Below are 17429 nucleotides of genomic sequence, written 5' to 3'. Positions count from 1 at the left end.
CTCATTTCAACGAACAATATGACTCTATTCCTCGCCCTGCCCCGCTCCCGCTTTCTTCCGGGCACGGAACCGCCGCACCTTCATCAGGTTGCCGCACATTTTATCATCGCAGTATTTCTTCGTACGGTTGCGCGTGTCATCATAAAAAATCCAGCGGCAATCGGAATTATCGCATACCCGAATCCTCCCTGTCTCTCCGCCAAGCAGCGTTTCGCCGAAGCTTGCGGCGATTTCCGCCCGCACATGACGCCAATCCTCCGTCACTGGAATATATTCCAACCGGAGGGTCCCAGGTTCGCCGATCAAGCGGCGGGTCACCGTATCCGGCGATAGATACTCGTTTAAGAGCTGCCAATCCCCATTATCCATCTTCCCGCCTTCTGCCAATTTAACCGCCAATGCGCGAAGTTGCTCCCGAAATCGACGCATCGCCTCTGCCTCCTCCGCAGGCATGGGGACCGGTGCGACTAAATGCCAGTCGCTCAGGAGCCGCTCCTGCCAGGTCGGCTTCTCCAGCCGATCTTCGCTGCGCCCGCTTCCCCGCCAATCATGCCACTCACTATTCAAAAAATCACTCCACAATGTCTCCAATTCCGCCAACCCCCAAGGATGTAACGATCTAAAATTTATTTTAATGGTTACATTCAATTCAACTTCTGCTACAATACCATTGTAACCCTTAAAACTCGAACTAACCAGTTACAAACCTAAGGAGGAGCTGTGAAATGAGCGTAAGAGCCACCGATTTGCTGGCATTGCAGAAAGACAACACCTGGGAAGAAGAGGAATGGATCGTCCCATTATCGACGGCGCTGGCAGGTTTGACTGCCGAACAAGCGGTTTGGGCTCCGCCGGGAGGCGGCAACACCATCTGGCAAACCGTCAATCACATCAATTATTACAACGAGCGGATGCTTAGCCGTCTAACAGGGGTGGAACCGGGCGCACGCGTGGAAACTAACGAGGAGACCTTTGCCGTGGGGACAGCGGATGAAGCCTCGTGGACGGACGTGATGGCAGAAACCAAACGGATTCAGCTGGAATTGCGCGAGGTGATCGCCTCTTTATCCGAGGATGAGTTGGAAGCGCCGTACGCGAATACGAACGAATCTGTGGGACGCGAATTATCCCGCTGGATGCTCCATGACGCCTACCATGCCGGACAAATCGTGCTGATCCGCAGACAGCAAGGCTCCTGGAGGTCCTAAGTAAAGCTAAGGCAACCGCCCTTCTCCCCGCCTCTCCGTCCGGGATAAATGAAATGTAAAAAAAAAACGGCCCGAGCCTCAAGCTCGAGCCGTTTTCTCTTTGATCGGGTAAGGCAGCCGCCGCATCGGCGTCAACTGTCCCTGTCCGTAATGAACCGTCCAGGTAATCATCTTGCCGGCGATCAGTACCGCTAATATCGTAAACATCGTTTCTTTAAATGGTAAATATAACAACGAGACCGTCAGCACAATCGCATCCATGATGATAAACATCGTACCGATTTTGATGCCGGACCACTGGCTCAGCAGCATGGACAAAATATCGTCTCCGCCGCTCGCTCCGCCTGCCCGCAGGACAAGTCCTGCTCCGAAACCGGTGAGGAGGCCCGACATTAACGCGGCCAACGGCAGATTGCCTTGCAGATTCATCGTCAGTGGAGAATATCGTTCGCACAGCTCGTAAACCAGCGAGAACGTCAGCGACGCCACCATCGTATTCATCACAAATTTATGGCCCTTCAGCCACCAAGCGAGTACCAGAATCGGCAGATCCAGCAGGATCATGGTTAATGCCGGGGGCAGATTAAACAGATATTTGCCCAGCAAGGCCAGACCGACAAATCCGCCTTCCGACAATCCGTTCTGAAAATTGATGTGGTAATACGTAAACGCCAGTAGACAAGACCCTGCCAACATCGTCAACAATCGAATGCCGTACGTTTGCCATCTTGCTTTTGTCCTCATTTGGAATCCCTCTTATCGTAGTTTGGTTGACCATCCGGCAACGCCCTACGGAGTGAGTCCATGAGGAGTAGATCCTTCGCATGATTTCACGCTTCCTTCGTAGGTTTGTCGCCGAGATACCGACTAGCTACGAAGGGAGCTAAGTATAAGAGAGATCACAACGTTTCCAAATCGTCCTTTGGGATTTCGTCCTTCGGGGACACATGGTATCCTGATCCTTTCTGTTAGAATTTCTTCTATTCATATTATACCACAATTCAAATCATGACTCCACGTTCATGCCGATAAGCCTTTTTATTTTTAGCGAATAATGTGATACTTATCATTGCATTTTAGGAACAGTTCACACTTTGGCAACTTTCGTTGTGACAGAAGTCACCTTTTTGACTCCCCCCGCTCCCTATACTGAGGTGGAACGAAATTTCCAGGAAAGAGGGTCCACCCATGCTAGACGCTAAAACCATTGAAATCATCAAATCGACCGTCCCGGTGCTGGAAGTCCATGGACAAACGATTACGAAAACCTTCTATCAAACGATGTTCAAAAATCATCCCGAGCTGCTGAACGTATTTAACCATGCCAATCAGCGCCAAGGAAAACAACCTGCAGCGCTGGCCAACGCGGTCTATGCCGCCGCAGCGCATATCGACCGTCTGGAGGAGATTCTCCCGGTCGTTCGAGGGATTGCCCAGAAGCACCGGGCGCTCGGAATCCGGCCGGAGCATTACCCGATCGTCGGCGAGAACCTGCTCGCCGCCATCAAAACGGTGCTTGGCGACGCCGCCACTGAAGCAATTCTCGATGCCTGGGCCAAGGCCTACGGCGTGATCGCCGATGTGTTTATCAGCGTGGAGGCGGAGATGTATCGGGAGGCGGAGGAGAAAAAAGGCGGTTGGCGCGGATTCCGCCGGTTTATCGTTGACCGTAAAGTCAAGGAGAGCGAGGGGATCACCTCGTTTTATCTGAAGCCGGAGGACGGTCAAGCGATCGCCTCCTATGAGCCGGGGCAATATATTACCGTCTGCGTGAAGCCCGAAGGCCAGGAATTTACCCATCTGCGCCATTACAGCCTATCTACGGCACCGGGTCATCCGTATTACCGGATATCGGTGAAGCGGGAGGATGCCGCTGGGGATCGCCCGGCCGGCATAGTCTCGACTTATTTGCACTCTCGCATCGGAGAAGGCGATGTGCTGGAGCTTAGCGCGCCGGCCGGCGACTTCACGCTGGACCAAACGAAGGATCTCCCGCTTGTGCTGATCAGCGGCGGCGTAGGTCTTACACCGATGGTCAGCATGCTGGAGACCGCCCTGCAAAGCGGAACGAAGCGGGAAATCGTCTATATCCATGCAGCCCGCAGCGCGAGGCTCCACGCCATGAACGACCAGATCGCCGAACTTGCCCGGACGTATGATCATCTGCGCGCCTACACCGTTTATGAAACGCCGGAAGCCGGCGACAGCAGCGACAAAACCGGCTACATCGACCTGCCTTGGCTGAAGACGGTCGCTGCGGCTGACAGTGATTTTTATTTCTGCGGGCCGGTTCCGTTTATGAAGACCGTTCGCCGCGCCTTGAAGGATTGGGGCGTGCCGGACGAACGGATCCACTTTGAATTCTTCGGCCCGGCGGACAGCCTGGAAGATACGCTCAGCTAATAAGGTGTATCCCCTGCAGACAGACAAAAGCGCGGACTCGGGAAACCTCCCGTAGTCCGCGCTTTTGTCATACTACCGGCCTATGCCCGTTCGTGACTATGACCGCGTAGCAGCCGGTTGACCGTCTCCCGCCGCACGCCGATCAACTGCCCGATTTCTTCCTGGGTCAAGTAATCGGTCAACGGCACGCCATGCGCGTGCTGCCCCAGCCATTTGGTCAGCAGCTCCAGGCGTTCGGCCGGCGTGCCGACCGTCAGATGGTCAAGCCGCTCTTGCATGAAGCGCACCTTCTCCTGCAGGAGCTGCGCGACCTCCAGCGGCTTCTTCGGATCGTCCTGAAGCTCGCGGTACCAGACCTGCGCGGGAATCGCTTCAACCTCACTGCGCATCAGAGCGATCGCCGTCCCGTGCACCTCCTTCGGGGTAATCAGGGAGTGATGCGGCACGGTCTCCCCCGGGTACAAGATATTGAACAACACCATGTTCCCGTTCTCATGCAGACGCGTTACTTTGAACAGCCCGCTCTTGATATGGTACAGATAAGAACCGTCATCCCCTTGCCGGAACAAGATTTCGCCTTTATGTAAGATCATGCCAATCTCTCCATTTCCACAAAACGCAATTATTCATATTATAGCAAAAATGGAGAAGGCTGTCCCACCCCGGGGACAGCCTTCGCTTTACGGGCCGTTCAGCTTCCTGTGCCAAGCCTCATAGCTGTGAACGGCAATTCCGGCAAACGAGCCGTGTTTCCTTCCCAGCTCCTCCAACCTTTTCATCTCTCGATTCAGCGCGGCGAGCGGCTGTTCGTGGAAGGAAATGCCGGGTCCTTCCCGGCTCTCCCCCAGCTCGACGCCAACCCACACCCGCTTGTTCTGCCGATCCGCCTCTCGCAGCGTACGCTGCGAGATCTCATAGATACGGCCCGCGGCATCGCGATATGCCATGACCGCCAAATAATCGAACTGATTCACCATCCAATCGCCAAGTGCCAGCTTCACGGTCCCGCTTGGATGGTCGATCTGATCCAGCCAGAACGGAACGGCCGCACCGATGGCGAGATCGTTATATCTCGCTTCCTCCGTCCAGGTGCGGACACCCTCCATCCACTGCTCCACCACCGCGGCTTGATCTTTCTGCCAGCGATCCAGCAAATAAGGCTCGACGTCCAGCTGCACGCCAGCGAACCGTTCATTCGGGTCCGCCTCCCGGTTGAAGTCGATCACCCATTTCAGGAACGTCTCCGCCTCGTTCCGGTGTTCCCGGAGCGCCCAATCCGGATGCCCGCTAAGGGCGTGTACCCGGATGCCTTCTTGAGCAGCGGCCCGGATGAAGCTGCGATAGCTCTCCGGCTTCACCTCGCCGCCGATTTGCAGGAAGATCGTATCCACGCCTTGCTTGCTGACAAAGCTCAGGAGTTCAGCCGGATGCCGTTCGATGACCGCCGTCTCCCAGATCCAGGTAGCTTTCGCTTGCGAACCCGTTGGCCGGATTACGGCCAATAACAATAATACAAGCAAAACCAGGATCACCATCCCGCCGATCGCAAGCAGTGCGGAACGCTTGCTTCCCGAGAACGCCCGCAGGCGAACGAATATCGGCTTTCTGAATTTCAAAGTCCTTTGCCCTGCTTAACCGACGATCAGCGCCGGAGACTCTTCGTTGACCTGTGCAACGGAGTGGCCGATCTTATACACATGCGGCAGCGGATAATCGCGGAATGCGTTGCGTGTATCGACGATCGGCACGCCGAGACGGGCGATGCCCTCGTAGTCGAAATTGCTGTGATTGGTGACCAAAACGATGCAATCGTAGGCTTTGAATTTGTCAAGGTCGTAAGCCACGCTGTGTACCACGCCGCCGGATTTTTCACGGAAGCTTGCGGCATACGGATCATAATAGTCCACCTTCGCCCCGCTGTCCTTAAACAGCTCGTACACGGACAACCCCGGCGATTCGCGCAGGTCGGCGATATCGGGCTTGTAAGCCATGCCGAGAATCAGAATACGAGACTTCTTGATCGATTTGGCGTATTCGTTCATGATTTTAGACGTCTTGTTAACAACGTAATAAGGCATGTTGTCGTTGGTCGACTGCGCCAGCTCGATGAACTGACTGTAGAAGCGGAATCCCTTCGCTTTCCAGCTCAGGTACATCGGGTCCAGCGGAATGCAGTGACCTCCGATGCCGGGACCCGGATAGAACGGCATAAACCCGAACGGCTTGGTCTTCGCTGCGTCGATGACTTCCCAGATATCAATGCCCATGCGATCGCACATCATGGCCATTTCGTTGACAAAAGCGATGTTGACGCTGCGGAATGTATTCTCCAGCAGCTTGGACATCTCCGCCACCTTGGGCGAAGAAACCGGTACGACCGTTTGGACATACCGGGAATACAGCGCCGTGCCCAAGTCCAGGCAGGCTTTCGTTGTTCCTCCAATGACTTTCGGGGTATTGAAGGTATTGAATTTCGAATTGGACGGATCCACCCGCTCCGGCGAGAAGCAAAGGAAGAAGTCTTCGCCGACCGTATATCCCAGCTGTTCCAGCTCCCGCTGGATCAGTTCTTCGGTTGTGCCGGGGTAGGTGGTGCTTTCCAGCGTAATCAGCATGCCCTTTTTCATATACCGTTTCAACTGATCCACGACCGTGACGATATAGGAGGTGTCGGGGTCCTGATTTTCGCTCAGCGGTGTGGGCACGCAGATGCTGACCGCGTCAATTTCAGACAAGTTTGCATAATCCGTGGTCGGGAGGAAACGGCCCGTCGCCATCGCTCCCGCCAACATCTCGGAAGAGATATCGTGGATATACGAATCCCCCCGTTGGATTTTATCGATTTTCGCGGCGTCGAGATCGATGCCAACAACCCGGAAACCCTGCTTTACCATTTCGACCGCCAGCGGCAATCCTACATAACCCAGCCCTACAACGCCCAGCACGGCGGTTTTCGACTCAATCGCATTCATCAGCTTCTGGTAATCTTTATTCACAGGTTTCTACCTCCGTTTTTTGTCTATTTTGCCAGCCCGTATTTATTGAATCGCACGGCGAATTCGGGCGTCCAGCTCGACCGGGGAGAACGGTTTGGTGATGTAGTCCTCCACTCCGTTCTGGAAGCATAAACTGATCGTTTTCTCCACCCGCTGCTCCGTGAGGACGACGATTTTCGGCGCCTCCTCGCCGCCGGACTGCTGGATTTGGTGGATATAGGGCAGCCCATCGATACCGTAAAGGTTCAGCTCCGTCAGCACCAGATCCGGCTTCCAATCGGCGATTAAATCCAGGGCGGTGATGCCGTTATCGGCCGTCATCGTCTCATACCCTTGCATGTTCAGCCGGATTTGCAGAAACTCACGTACCGCCGGATCGCCCTCCACGATCAGGATGCGGCTTTTGACGAGCAGCAGATCCGCTTTTGTAAAAATATGAATATCATCGGAATAGTTTTGCTTGGCTTTTTCCTCGATTTGACTCAGCACTTGCGGTGTAATCTCCGCCTGTGCGGCGAAGCTGGCCAGCGCCATCCGCGGACGATAGTCGGCGATGCGTTCCTGAAGCTGCTGCTTCAGCCGCAAGCCTTGATAGTGGACGGCATCCAGCGCCAGGCCCGGCAGCAGCACCGCCACGCTTCCCGGCTCGTCTCCGCTCCACACTTCACACTCCAGACCCGGTTCAGATTCCAGAATTCCCCGCACTTGGGAAGCCACGTAAGAGGGGCCGCCGGTGGAATAAATGAACAGCACCCCGTTCACCTCTTGGGCCGTTTCCCTCACGCGTTGCTCTATGCCGGCATATAAGCCGGATCGTTCCGTTTGGTTATGCAGTGCCGTCAGGTTTGACATCATTCATTCCCGCCTTTCTTCTTCCGTAAGTTTATCCATCCGTTTGGTTATTTCTTGGATCCAAGCCTTTCCTTTGCCCGATCATCCCCTTTCCGGCCGCCGGCCGCAAAGCGGGGGAGGAGAAATGCGCTGACTCTTAAGCGGATTTGGCCGGTTTCGCCGTTTTGGCTGCCGTCTCCCCTTTGTCCTGCCAGCTTTGGCGGGTCATCGTCCCCCAGGAGTTGTTATTGCGCAGAAACTGGATATGCCCTTGAATGCGCCATAATCCCCCGAGCTGCGCGTAACCGAAAAACTTGAATACCGAAAACAACAACAGCTTGCACAAATCCGACAGTTTGTTGAAACGCTTGAATGCGAGCTCCTCCAGCAGCAGCGCTCCGATGCTGAGCACGTAGCCGCTGAGGAAATTGATCAGCCAGAAAATCGCCAGGATTCGCCAGTGTGTCATGTCCATCAAGGTGTACCCGATCAGAGCGAGCAGCCCCGTGATTTTGAAATAGGGATTCAGCGCTTCAAAAATGATGTTGTACGGCATCGTCAGGAGCCCCATCACCTTGTACTTCGGATTAAAGGCCATATCGTAGTTCTCGATCATGTTCTTGAGATTGCCGCGGCCCCAGCGCTTGCGTTGGTTGGACAAAATCCGGTACGTATCCGGCGCCTGCGTCCAGCACACCGCCTCCGGGCAAAACGCGATGCGGTATTTCAGCTTGTTCTCCAGCATATAGCGGTGGAGCTTGATGATGATGTTCATGTCCTCGCCGGGGTATCCGCCGCGATAGCCGCCGACGGCGATGACATAGTCCTTGCGGAACAAACCAAACGCGCCCGACACGATGATCAGTCCATTGATCGAGCTCCAGCCGATCCGGCCGCCGAGGAAGGCCTTCAGGTATTCCGTAGCCTGGAACATCGGCCAGATTTTGCGGGGCAGCGAAACCTCCTTCACCGCCCCGTTCTCAATCACGCAGCCGTTGGCGATCCGTACGTCGCCGCCGATGGCGACCGTCTCCTCCGGATTCTCCATATACATGCGAGCCATCCGGATCAAAGCGTCCTTCTCGAGCAGCGAATCGGCATCGATCGAAGAGATCAGCGGATAATGCGACAGGTTGATGCCGGCATTCAACGAATCGGCCTTGCCGCCGTTTGGCTTGTCGATCACGTACAGCTGCGGGTATTTCGGGTTATGGTACACCGCCGTAATCGGTTGGCAGTCGATCGTATGACGGATGTCCGGGTTCGGCAGCGGCATCAGCCCGAATTCATCCCGCAGGACGCCCAGCGTGTTGTCCTGGGAGCCGTCGTTAATGACGATGACCTCATAGGTCGGATAATTCAAAGTCATCAGGCACTTCACGTTCTCAATCACCGTGATCTCCTCGTTATAGGCGGGGACCAGCAACGAAACCGGCGGTACCAGCTCGGATCCGGACAACGTGTTGTATTTCGAGTAGGCGGCCCGGCGGAAGATCGTCAGAATCTGGCGGAATGAGAACGTCATGATCGAGAAATACACCAGGTTGACGGTCATAACGTAATAAGTTGCAAACAGGCCGTAGATCAGCAAAATATCTCTAAGCAGTGGTCTCCCTCCTCTCAAGCGCAATCGCCAAGCGTCCCGGTGCCGGAGTCGCCTCCGGCAGCTCTTGTCCTCGCATCGCCGCCAGCGCCACCTTCACCAGATCAGGGTTGTCCTCCCTCATCAATTGGAGCAGGAGCCGGCTGGCGTCCAGCCGCGTCTCCATCAGAATATCGGCGGCGAGATGGTGAATCGGCTTGCCGTGACGCAGCAGATGGATCAGCATATCCCTGAGCTGCTGCTCATGTTCCGCGCTCTTGGCAATCGAACGGGCGATCACGATGCTCAGCGGACTGTACTTCTGATGCTTCAGCATGTCCAGCAGCCTCGGCACCGCTTCGGCCGCCCGCATCCCGCCAAGGCGGTAGGCGGCGGCGATCCGCCGGCCGTAAAGCAAGCTGTCGAGCAGCTTCAGGTCATCCCGGACAAAACCGGCGTTATAACATAAATCAATCAGCTTCTGCTGCAAATCGCCCTTAAATTGTTCAATCCACTCGGTTACCCGCTGCTGGATCACCCGCCGCTCCAGGCTCCCAAGCTTGCCGGGCGGCAGCGGAAGCTCTTCGGCATCGCCCAGATGAGCCTGAAGGAACAGGAAGTAATCCTGATGTTTCTGCAGATATTCCTTCGTTTTGCGCTGAATGCGCAAATAACGGATTTTCATGGTGAACAAGAGCAGGATGCCTATGCCGATCAGCCCCAGGCATACATAAATGAAAGCAATTGCCAGGCCAAGATGCTGACCCGCCATCATGAGTTCCTCCCTTCAATTCCAGGTCATTCCCCCGTGCTCCGGCGATCCGGCAAGCTCTGGTAGAATGCCTGTAAAGCGTAATAGCCGGACTTGAGCCGCTCGGTATATTGCACCGTCTCCCATGGCTGCCATACGTATTTCGGGAACGTGTCCATCGAAAGAGCTCCCCCGGATTCCCCGGTTTTCGTTCCCAGGCCCAGGGCTTCCCCTTTGCCCCGGTCCTCGACCCAAGGCACGAGAGTCAGGCCGTCCGCTTCGGCCGTTGAGAAGGCACGGTCCTCCTTCAAAGCCCGATAGTCGATAACCTGGCGCGAGCTGGGGTCCGCAAAACCCAGCAGCATCCAGGGGATGCGCAGTTCTACCTCGTTGCCGCTGTACTGCCAAGAAGCAAGCGAATTGAAATCAGCGCTCTCCGGATCGGTCGTGCCGCGGATCAGCTTGCCAACGGTCATGTCCTGAAACGGATGAGCCGACCGGGTGTCCGGCGGCGTCATCGTTAAGCTGACCGCCAGCTTCCACGGTTGAAACTGCACCGTTTGCTCCTCTGTGGGATCGTCAAGCATCCAATATCCGTACCGACCATACAGGCGGCGATGGAAATCATAGCTTGGCGCCGTCAGCACTTCGGTCTCCTCATCGTTCCCGATGGCCACGATCGCTTCCAAGCCGTCGCTGAACTGAATTCCGGGCAGTTCCACCTTCGGCTGGTCCCCGCCGGGCTGCGTATTCGCGCCAAGTCGGATGAGCCGCTTGGCCGGATCGAACGGCTCAGTCAGTTGAAGCCCAACGTAGACGTAGGCCTCGTCGTGCGTCACCTGCAGCCGCTCGATTCCAGCCGACGGGCGATCCCAGGTTTGGACTTCTCCCTCCGGCAGCGCCTCCCAATCGCTTAATTTCCCGTCGATCGTGAGGTCGTCTTCTTTCCCGGGGCCCATCGACAACAACCCGAACTGCTTCTCGTTCGTCAGTACGTTAAGCCAAAAAGCGCGCCGGTCCTCCGGAATCTCAAAACGCATCGTATTCCACGTCTTCTTAAACCATTCGTCCTGCCACATGAACAGGATGGCGCCAGCATATCCGGTATCATAGATATCCTGCGTAAGGGAGACGTTGATCTCCCCCTGCTCCTGCTCGTTGTGCCCCCCCTGGTTCCGGCCTCCGCGGCCGAGGTGGGAGACGCCCAGAGAGGACGGAACGCCGTATTCGGTAATCATCACCGGGATGTCCTTATAGTAAGCTTTCAGTTCCTGCAAATAAGCCTTGTAGGTGTTGAAGTCCCCGTTCCCGTCCGGAATCGTCTCCAGCGACTTGTCCAGATGGAAGAAGTCCGGATAATACGGATACGCGTGATAAGCGGCGAAATAACCCGCTTCCCACTTCACCGGCTGGATATGGGTCGCATCCACACTGACGAGATCCTCCTCGAACAGCGGTTCGCCGGGATGCTCCAGCACATCGGTGGTGACCCAATTCGTAAACGTGATCGGATGCTCCCATCCATAAGCTCGCTCCTGCCGGGCTGCATCGTCCACGAGCTCCGCCAGCCAGCTCTCGAACGGACTAGCCTCGTCTGTAGCCGCAAAATGCACTCCTTGATACGGCTGAATATCCGCGTGCTTGCGGTTGGTATTGTCCACCATTTCCGGATCCCATTCGGTGCCGATATGCCAGGCCATCAGGTAGGGACCCGCATTGGCGGTATACTTGCCGCCTGACGTTCCCGGCTGCTTCGGCGCCTTCAAATCGCCGTAAACGGCTTTGACTGCTTTCTCGATCTCTCGGTGAAACGCCTCTTTAATCCCCGGAAGGTAAGCGTCCTGCTGCTCGATCAGTTGCTCCTCCGGCGACCAGATGCCCTGGATGAAATAGAGGGGATCCTTCCCTTTGTCCCGGTTGTATTTGACCAGAGACTTGTAGAACACCGGATTATGCACCGTATAGATTCGAATGACGTTTGCGCCCATGTCGTCAATCTGCTGGAACCAGCGCAAGTAATCCTCTTCCGTAATCGGAAATTCTCCGGGAAAATGTCCCGGTACCGTCGCCCCCAGGTTGACGCCCTTGACGAACAACTCCTCCCAGTTGCTCTCCCCGTCATAGGCGAGAAATTTGTCGCCTTCGGTGCGGAATTTCAGCTCGGTCCCGTCCTCTGCCGCATAGCTGTAATGAGGCGGCGGCCAATTTAAGACGGCCAGGACCACGCAACCTGCAATCAAGACGCCCGCCAGAACGAGTCCGATCGCCAATCTTTTTTTCGCTAATGTCGTCATCGGATTTACTCTTGGTTCACCTCGCTGTTCTTCTTTTCATGCACGTTTCGAAAATATCGAATCCCCCAGCCGTGCGCGGCATTTCCCGGAGACCGTTCTTTCAAACGTCCGCTTTCTATGCAGCTGTGCAGGTGATGTTTCAGTATGGCCGATTCGCACCTCCGCTTCTCGAAATCACTATTTATCATGAACCAAGCGCCCCTATCGTGTAACTAGGCTAATGGGAGTGTTTTACAGCTGGGGCCGTTTTCCGGGGGAGACGGATTTTCGGCATTCTTGTCCGGCTTGGCCATTTCGTGATAATAGACGCTTGAAATTCAACTAGGTTTCGCTCAATTTTTACACCCTTTTCCATAATGGTTACAAAATTGATACCAAAGTCTTGTCTGAAAATCGCGTCATTCTGCGGTTTTTCGCGACTTGCTAAGGTTACAGCCCTTGTCAAAAATCGCTTCCCTGGTCCCAGCCTGGGACTGGCGTTTTTTCGTCGTTTCGGATGACGTTTTTTCGTCGGGCCATCCTGCCTTGGTTGGCGACTTCCTTCCTAAAAAATGACGTCTTCCCGCACTTTTCGATTTCGGGACGCGAAGGATAGATTTCACTGGGCGTTTACAAAAAAAAGCTCCCGATCCCCCCGCGGCAGATCAGCAGCTTCTTTCGTTTACCTCTGGTTTACGCCATTTTACCTGTCGTTGACCCGGCTAATCCGCCTCGGCTCCGACAATATCCGTGAATGCGATCCATTCCGAACCGTTCTCGGTCTCAAGGCGCACCGGCCTTCCGATTTCGAGTTCATCCGAACATCCCTTCCGTCGTTACATCCACCCCAAGGTAGGCGCAGAGCCGGCTGATCAGCTCCGCCTTGACCAGTCCCCACAGCATGGAGAACTCATACGTATAGCCCCGGCATAAATAGCGGGCTTCAATCCCCAGATTCGTCCGCCGCTCTTCAAACACTCTCAATCCATGCTCGCGCATACTTTGGCGCACCCGGGTCAGATCAGCCGTTGCGGCGTTCTGCAGCAAGTCGATCATCCCCTTGTATACCTGCGGTAGCTTCAACGAAGCCGACGCCAAAACGCGCCGGTCCCGTTCCAGCGCGTCGATCAGCAAGGGAAGCAGCACATACTGTTTAATCATCTCTGCTTCTTCCTGCGTTTGCCAAGGAACGGGGTTCATGCTGCTTCCTTCTTCATGCTGTCTGTCATAAGCTCCCCCTTCAGTCAGAACGTTTGTTCCTATTATATTCATCATACGAACAAACATTCCCCGCAGCAACAGGTTTATGTTGGATAATTTGGCAGGGTGAAAGCGCATTAAAAAAAGGCGGATCCCCGTCCCATCGGACTTGGGGGATCCGCCTTAATTTCCTGTTGACCGCTTATTGGGCCGTTAAAATCAGCGGTCCGTCCGCCGTTAGCGCGATCGTATGCTCATACTGGGCCGACCATTTGCCGTCCGCGGTCCGCGCCGTCCAGCCATCGTCGTCAATCGCAATACGGAACGTCCCTTCATTGATCATCGGCTCGATCGTAAACACCATGCCTTCCTTGAGGCGAATGCCTTTGCCCGCCGCGCCGACATGCTCGTAGTTGGGCTCCTCGTGCAGGCGGCGACCCACCCCGTGACCCAGCAGATCCCGCACGACGGAATAACCGTTCGCCTCTGCATGCTTCTGGATCGCCGAAGCCACATCGCCCAGTCGGTTGCCCGGAAGCGCTTGGGCAATTCCCAGCTCCAGGCATTCCTCCGTTACCCGCATCAGCTTCTCCGCCTCGGGACTCACCTGGCCCACCGCGTAACACCAGCACGAATCGCCAAACCAGCCGTCCGCTTCCGCAACAATATCCAGCTTGAGCAGGTCGCCTTCCTTCAACGGCCGGTTCGACGGAAACCCGTGAGCCACAACATCGTTAACCGAAGCGCAGGTTTCGGCAGGGAATCCGTTATATCCCTTGGTAAACTGCTTCCCGCCCAGCTTCGTAATATGCCGGGCTACGAAATCATTGATTTCCTGCGTCGTGATCCCGGGTTCAATCATTTTGGCCACCTCCCGGTGACAATCCGCAACGATCTGGTTCGCCCGCTTCATCTCTTCGATCTCCCGCGGCGATTTTAAGATAATCATTAGACTTTCACCCCTTCAATAATTCATCGGAAGCGGTACGCTCCGATAGCTGATGCAATAACAAGCGCGCGATGCCCGCTGCCTCGCGATCCAATGTCCCGCGGCGGAGCGGGAAGCCAGCGCAGCCAGCCAAGGCGGCGAGCAGCCATTCCGCCTGCCGGACGTACGAGGCCAGATCACCGCTGGATTGGCCGGAGTGCTCGGCGGAAGCCGGAGGATCGCCCGAAAGCGGCGGGCTGCTGCTCAGCCCGGCCGCAAACGGCAGCAGCACTTCGCGGCGAAAAGCTTCGGCCAGCGGCGCCGCCCGCGCCTCGGGCAGCAGGCGGAACTCCTCTGCGGCCAATTTATACAACAGGTAGACGCCGTGGTCCTCGGCCCACATCTCCAACAGCCGGACGCCTGCTGCGACGAGAGGATCGCCTTTATTCCCCGCGACGAGCCATTCCCCGGCCCGGTCCATCGCCGTCCAAAGCACGTCGTACAGCAAATCCCCTTTGTTGCTGTAGTAATGATACACTGTCCCGTAGCCAAGCCCGGCCGCCGCCGCGACATCCCGAATATCCAGCGTCATGCCCTTATCGAGAAACACGTCCGCCGCCGCTCTGCGGATTTGAGCAAGACGCCGCAGGCGGATCTCTTCATTTTGCTCCTTCGTGCGCGGAGTCATTTCAGATTCGGCCTCCTTTTATTTTTGACCTACTATTATGTCAATATAAAACAACAGCAGGCAAATAGCAAGGGATTACACTCCCCTCCTACCATTTCCACTCATACTACTCCAATAGTCTTGACACGGACAGACTATCGGAGTAGTATGATTATAAACTATTGCAATAGTCTGAAAGGAAGAACTGCATATGGAAATCAAACTGTTTGATTCCGAATTGAAAGTGATGGATATTTTGTGGAAGGAGGGGGAGCTGACGGCCAAGCGGCTCAGCGAAATTCTGGCTGAGCAGGTCGGCTGGAATAAGAACACCACCTATACCGTCATCAAGAAATGCATGGCCAAAGGGGCGATTGAGCGGCTCGAACCCAACTTCTTATGCCGTGCCGCCATTACCAAAGAACAGGTCCAGGAACAGGAAACGTCGGAGCTGATTAACAAAGTGTTTGACGGCTCGGCCCATTTGCTGTTCGCCTCCCTTATCAACAGCCAAAAGCTGTCCAAAGCCGAAATTGAAAACTTGAAGCGGCTTGTCGATAAGTTGCAATGAGGTGGCCCGTATGAATATTTTTCAAATGAGCCTGTCGGCAGCGGTTCTGGTGATCGCCATCGTGATCATCCGCGGGCTGGCGCTGCACAAGCTGCCCAAAAAAACGTTTCTCCTCCTTTGGGGCGCGGTCGTTTGCCGTCTGCTCTTCCCTTTTTCCGTTCCATCGCGCTTCAGCTTTTTTTCTGGCGTGGACGCCCTAAAACAGATGTTTATAGAACCGGAGGCTCCTCCTGCGACGGCGGGAATACAAGGAAGCTACGAGGTGAGCGGAATCGCCATCGCCCCCTATCCGATCGGTGCATCGATCGGAACCGGCTCCGGTGTCCAGATGGTGCCGACGGAGACGGTATCGGTCGTATGGATCATTTGGGCAGCAGGCATGGGGACGTTTGCCTTGTTTTTTATCGCAGCTTATGTGAAGTGCCTTAGGGAATTTCAAGCTTCCCTGCCTGTAGAGAACGATTTCGTCGATCATTGGCTGCGGGAGCATCCGATGCGGCGGCAGGTGCAAGTTAGACAATCCGATCAGATCAAAGCGCCGCTGACCTACGGCTTGTTCCGGCCCGTAATCCTCCTCCCTAAAGCCACCGATTGGACGAACGAGACCCGCTTGCGGTATATCCTTACCCATGAAATGGTGCATATCCGAAGGTTCGACGCCCTGACGAAATGGGTGCTGGCCGCCGCTTTGTGCGTACACTGGTTTAATCCTTTGGTCTGGGTGATGTATGTGCTCACCAACCGCGATATGGAACTGGCTTGTGATGAAACGGTGGTGCGGATCTGCGGCGAAACGTCGAAATCCGCCTACGCGTTGACGTTAATCGAGATGGAGGAGAAGAAGAGCAAGATCACCCCTTTGTTCAACAATTTTAGCAAATATGCGATTGAAGAAAGGATTATGGCGATTATGAAAATTAAAAAATGGACCGTAGCGGGAACAGCCGCAGCGCTGCTTCTGGTTGGAGGCACGTTGACCGCTTTCGCCACCACCAGTGCCGTCAAGGCGGATACCGACACGGCTCCGGCAATGGCCACGGAAAACGGCAACTTGTCCGGGAGTCTGACGGATCAGGAACAAGAAGCTCTGGATCGGAAGACGATGGCCGCCGCAATGAAGGCCTATGAACCCTTCGGGCTGATTTATGACGAAAAAACCGGCGTGCTGTCTTATCAGGGGGAGAAGGTGCGCGACTTCTACGATGAACAAGCCGGAGTCGGGCAATCGATGATGGAGGGGACCGTTGACCTGTGCGCGGTCTATGAGCACGGAAAGCTGAGCGGTGTGCAAAAAAGAAGCTCAGCGGAATTCGCTCGGAACACGGCGGAAAAAGAACAACTCCAGCAAGAATTCGCCGCGAAGAAGCAGGAGCTGGGCGTTCCGGAAGGAAGCGAGTTCTCCAACGCGGATGAGTCGAATGACGATGGGCAAAGCACGATCGAAACTGGATCCGGCGTCGTTTACGCTTATACGGATGAAACGGGGGAAACCAAGTTCAGCACCGATCATGGCAAAACTTGGATGAGCGAGCAAGAATACGCCAAAGCTTACCCAATCCCTGAGTTGGTTTGGTGGACCTATGATGAATACAAAGCCTGGCTGAAGGAAGAGAAAAAGTCGCTGTCATCGATGATCGGCTCAAAGGGCTGGAACCCGAGCGACGGCTGGTATGTCTGGACGCAGGAGAAGGTCGATGAAACCATCGCCATGTATGAACGGACCCTTGAGGAGATTAAAAATGGCGTAAAGGTATCCAAAACCGTCGACGGGAAAAATGACGTGGTGATCTCTTCCGGCTTGAGCGAGCTCAAGCCGACGACCAGCTATAGCATGGCCATTGAAGACGGCAAGGGCAACACCGTCAATTTCGGACCCTTTGATACCGAAGAACAACTGCTTGCGGAATTGAAGCCATACTGCGATCAGCAGGTGAAGGACGGCAAGATGACGCAGGCTGAGGCGGATGAAATTTTGCGTAAAGCAAGTGCTCAGTAAATCATTGCCCCTCCCACAGACTT

16 protein-coding genes are annotated in these 17429 nt (G+C 55.2%); 4 read left to right on the top strand and 12 right to left on the bottom strand.

The genetic code is table 11. The annotated features are described in order from the left end of the window. Window positions 1–24 precede the first annotated feature (24 nt). Window positions 25–582 carry a CGNR zinc finger domain-containing protein gene (locus BN3795_RS13330; protein WP_332835605.1) on the bottom strand — a complete coding sequence of 186 codons (558 nt, stop codon included), beginning with the start codon at window positions 580–582 and terminating at the stop codon, window positions 25–27. A gap of 143 nt (window positions 583–725) precedes the next feature. On the opposite strand from BN3795_RS13330, the gene BN3795_RS13325 reads away from it, so the two are divergent. After that, entirely contained in the window at window positions 726–1208 is a 483-nt protein-coding gene (locus BN3795_RS13325; RefSeq protein WP_068785122.1) for a DinB family protein, read from the top strand. Window positions 1209–1286: 78 nt separating this feature from the next. Here the strand turns inward: BN3795_RS13325 and BN3795_RS13320 are convergent, their stop codons facing one another. Further along, window positions 1287–1952 carry a YitT family protein gene (locus tag BN3795_RS13320; RefSeq protein ID WP_068785121.1) on the bottom strand — a complete coding sequence of 222 codons (666 nt, stop codon included), beginning with the start codon at window positions 1950–1952 and terminating at the stop codon, window positions 1287–1289. 444 nt (window positions 1953–2396) lie between these two features. Between BN3795_RS13320 and hmpA the strand changes: the two genes are divergently transcribed. After that, on the top strand, window positions 2397–3611 hold the full coding sequence (hmpA, locus tag BN3795_RS13315; RefSeq protein ID WP_068785120.1) for an NO-inducible flavohemoprotein: 1215 nt from the start codon (window positions 2397–2399) through the stop codon (window positions 3609–3611). A gap of 80 nt (window positions 3612–3691) precedes the next feature. On the opposite strand, the gene BN3795_RS13310 is transcribed toward hmpA, so the two are convergent. From BN3795_RS13310 to BN3795_RS13265, 10 genes are all read right to left on the bottom strand, one after another. After that, window positions 3692–4204 carry a Crp/Fnr family transcriptional regulator gene (locus BN3795_RS13310; protein ID WP_068785119.1) on the bottom strand — a complete coding sequence of 171 codons (513 nt, stop codon included), beginning with the start codon at window positions 4202–4204 and terminating at the stop codon, window positions 3692–3694. 87 nt (window positions 4205–4291) lie between these two features. Continuing rightward, window positions 4292–5227: a hypothetical protein gene (locus BN3795_RS13305; RefSeq protein WP_068785118.1), complete on the bottom strand. Its 936-nt coding sequence runs from the start codon at window positions 5225–5227 to the stop codon at window positions 4292–4294. Between the two features lie 15 nt (window positions 5228–5242). After that, window positions 5243–6583, bottom strand: coding sequence for a nucleotide sugar dehydrogenase (locus BN3795_RS13300; protein WP_068785395.1), 1341 nt, complete (start codon window positions 6581–6583; stop codon window positions 5243–5245). Between the two features lie 66 nt (window positions 6584–6649). Then, window positions 6650–7462, bottom strand: coding sequence for a response regulator transcription factor (locus BN3795_RS13295; RefSeq protein ID WP_110945156.1), 813 nt, complete (start codon window positions 7460–7462; stop codon window positions 6650–6652). 133 nt (window positions 7463–7595) lie between these two features. Next, the gene (locus BN3795_RS13290) at window positions 7596–8993 is read right to left on the bottom strand and encodes a glycosyltransferase family 2 protein (RefSeq protein WP_068785394.1); all 1398 of its coding nucleotides are present in this window, start codon (window positions 8991–8993) and stop codon (window positions 7596–7598) included. Window positions 8994–9036: 43 nt separating this feature from the next. Next, window positions 9037–9792 (bottom strand): hypothetical protein, encoded by a 756-nt coding sequence (locus BN3795_RS13285; protein WP_068785116.1) that lies wholly within the window; start codon window positions 9790–9792, stop codon window positions 9037–9039. 26 nt (window positions 9793–9818) lie between these two features. Next, on the bottom strand, window positions 9819–12065 hold the full coding sequence (locus tag BN3795_RS13280) for a hypothetical protein (RefSeq protein WP_068785115.1): 2247 nt from the start codon (window positions 12063–12065) through the stop codon (window positions 9819–9821). Between the two features lie 792 nt (window positions 12066–12857). Next, on the bottom strand, window positions 12858–13205 hold the full coding sequence (locus BN3795_RS13275) for a hypothetical protein (RefSeq protein ID WP_232729923.1): 348 nt from the start codon (window positions 13203–13205) through the stop codon (window positions 12858–12860). 241 nt (window positions 13206–13446) lie between these two features. Further along, window positions 13447–14193, bottom strand: a complete 747-nt coding sequence (gene map / locus BN3795_RS13270; protein WP_068785113.1) for a type I methionyl aminopeptidase — start codon at window positions 14191–14193, stop codon at window positions 13447–13449. Window positions 14194–14200: 7 nt separating this feature from the next. Then, a complete protein-coding gene (locus BN3795_RS13265; protein WP_068785112.1) occupies window positions 14201–14860 on the bottom strand; it encodes a TetR/AcrR family transcriptional regulator in 660 nt (219 codons plus the stop codon). A 190-nt stretch (window positions 14861–15050) separates the two neighbouring features. Between BN3795_RS13265 and BN3795_RS13260 the strand changes: the two genes are divergently transcribed. Continuing rightward, on the top strand, window positions 15051–15410 hold the full coding sequence (locus BN3795_RS13260; protein ID WP_068785111.1) for a BlaI/MecI/CopY family transcriptional regulator: 360 nt from the start codon (window positions 15051–15053) through the stop codon (window positions 15408–15410). 10 nt (window positions 15411–15420) lie between these two features. Continuing rightward, entirely contained in the window at window positions 15421–17406 is a 1986-nt protein-coding gene (locus tag BN3795_RS13255; RefSeq protein ID WP_068785110.1) for a M56 family metallopeptidase, read from the top strand. Window positions 17407–17429 lie beyond the last annotated feature (23 nt).

It is taken from the genome of Paenibacillus phocaeensis, assembly GCF_900021165.1.
In the GTDB taxonomy this organism is placed as follows: Bacteria; Bacillota; Bacilli; order Paenibacillales; family Paenibacillaceae; genus Fontibacillus; species Fontibacillus phocaensis.
Note: the sequence above shows the minus strand (reverse complement) of the source record. Positions and strands in the feature narration are given on the sequence as shown.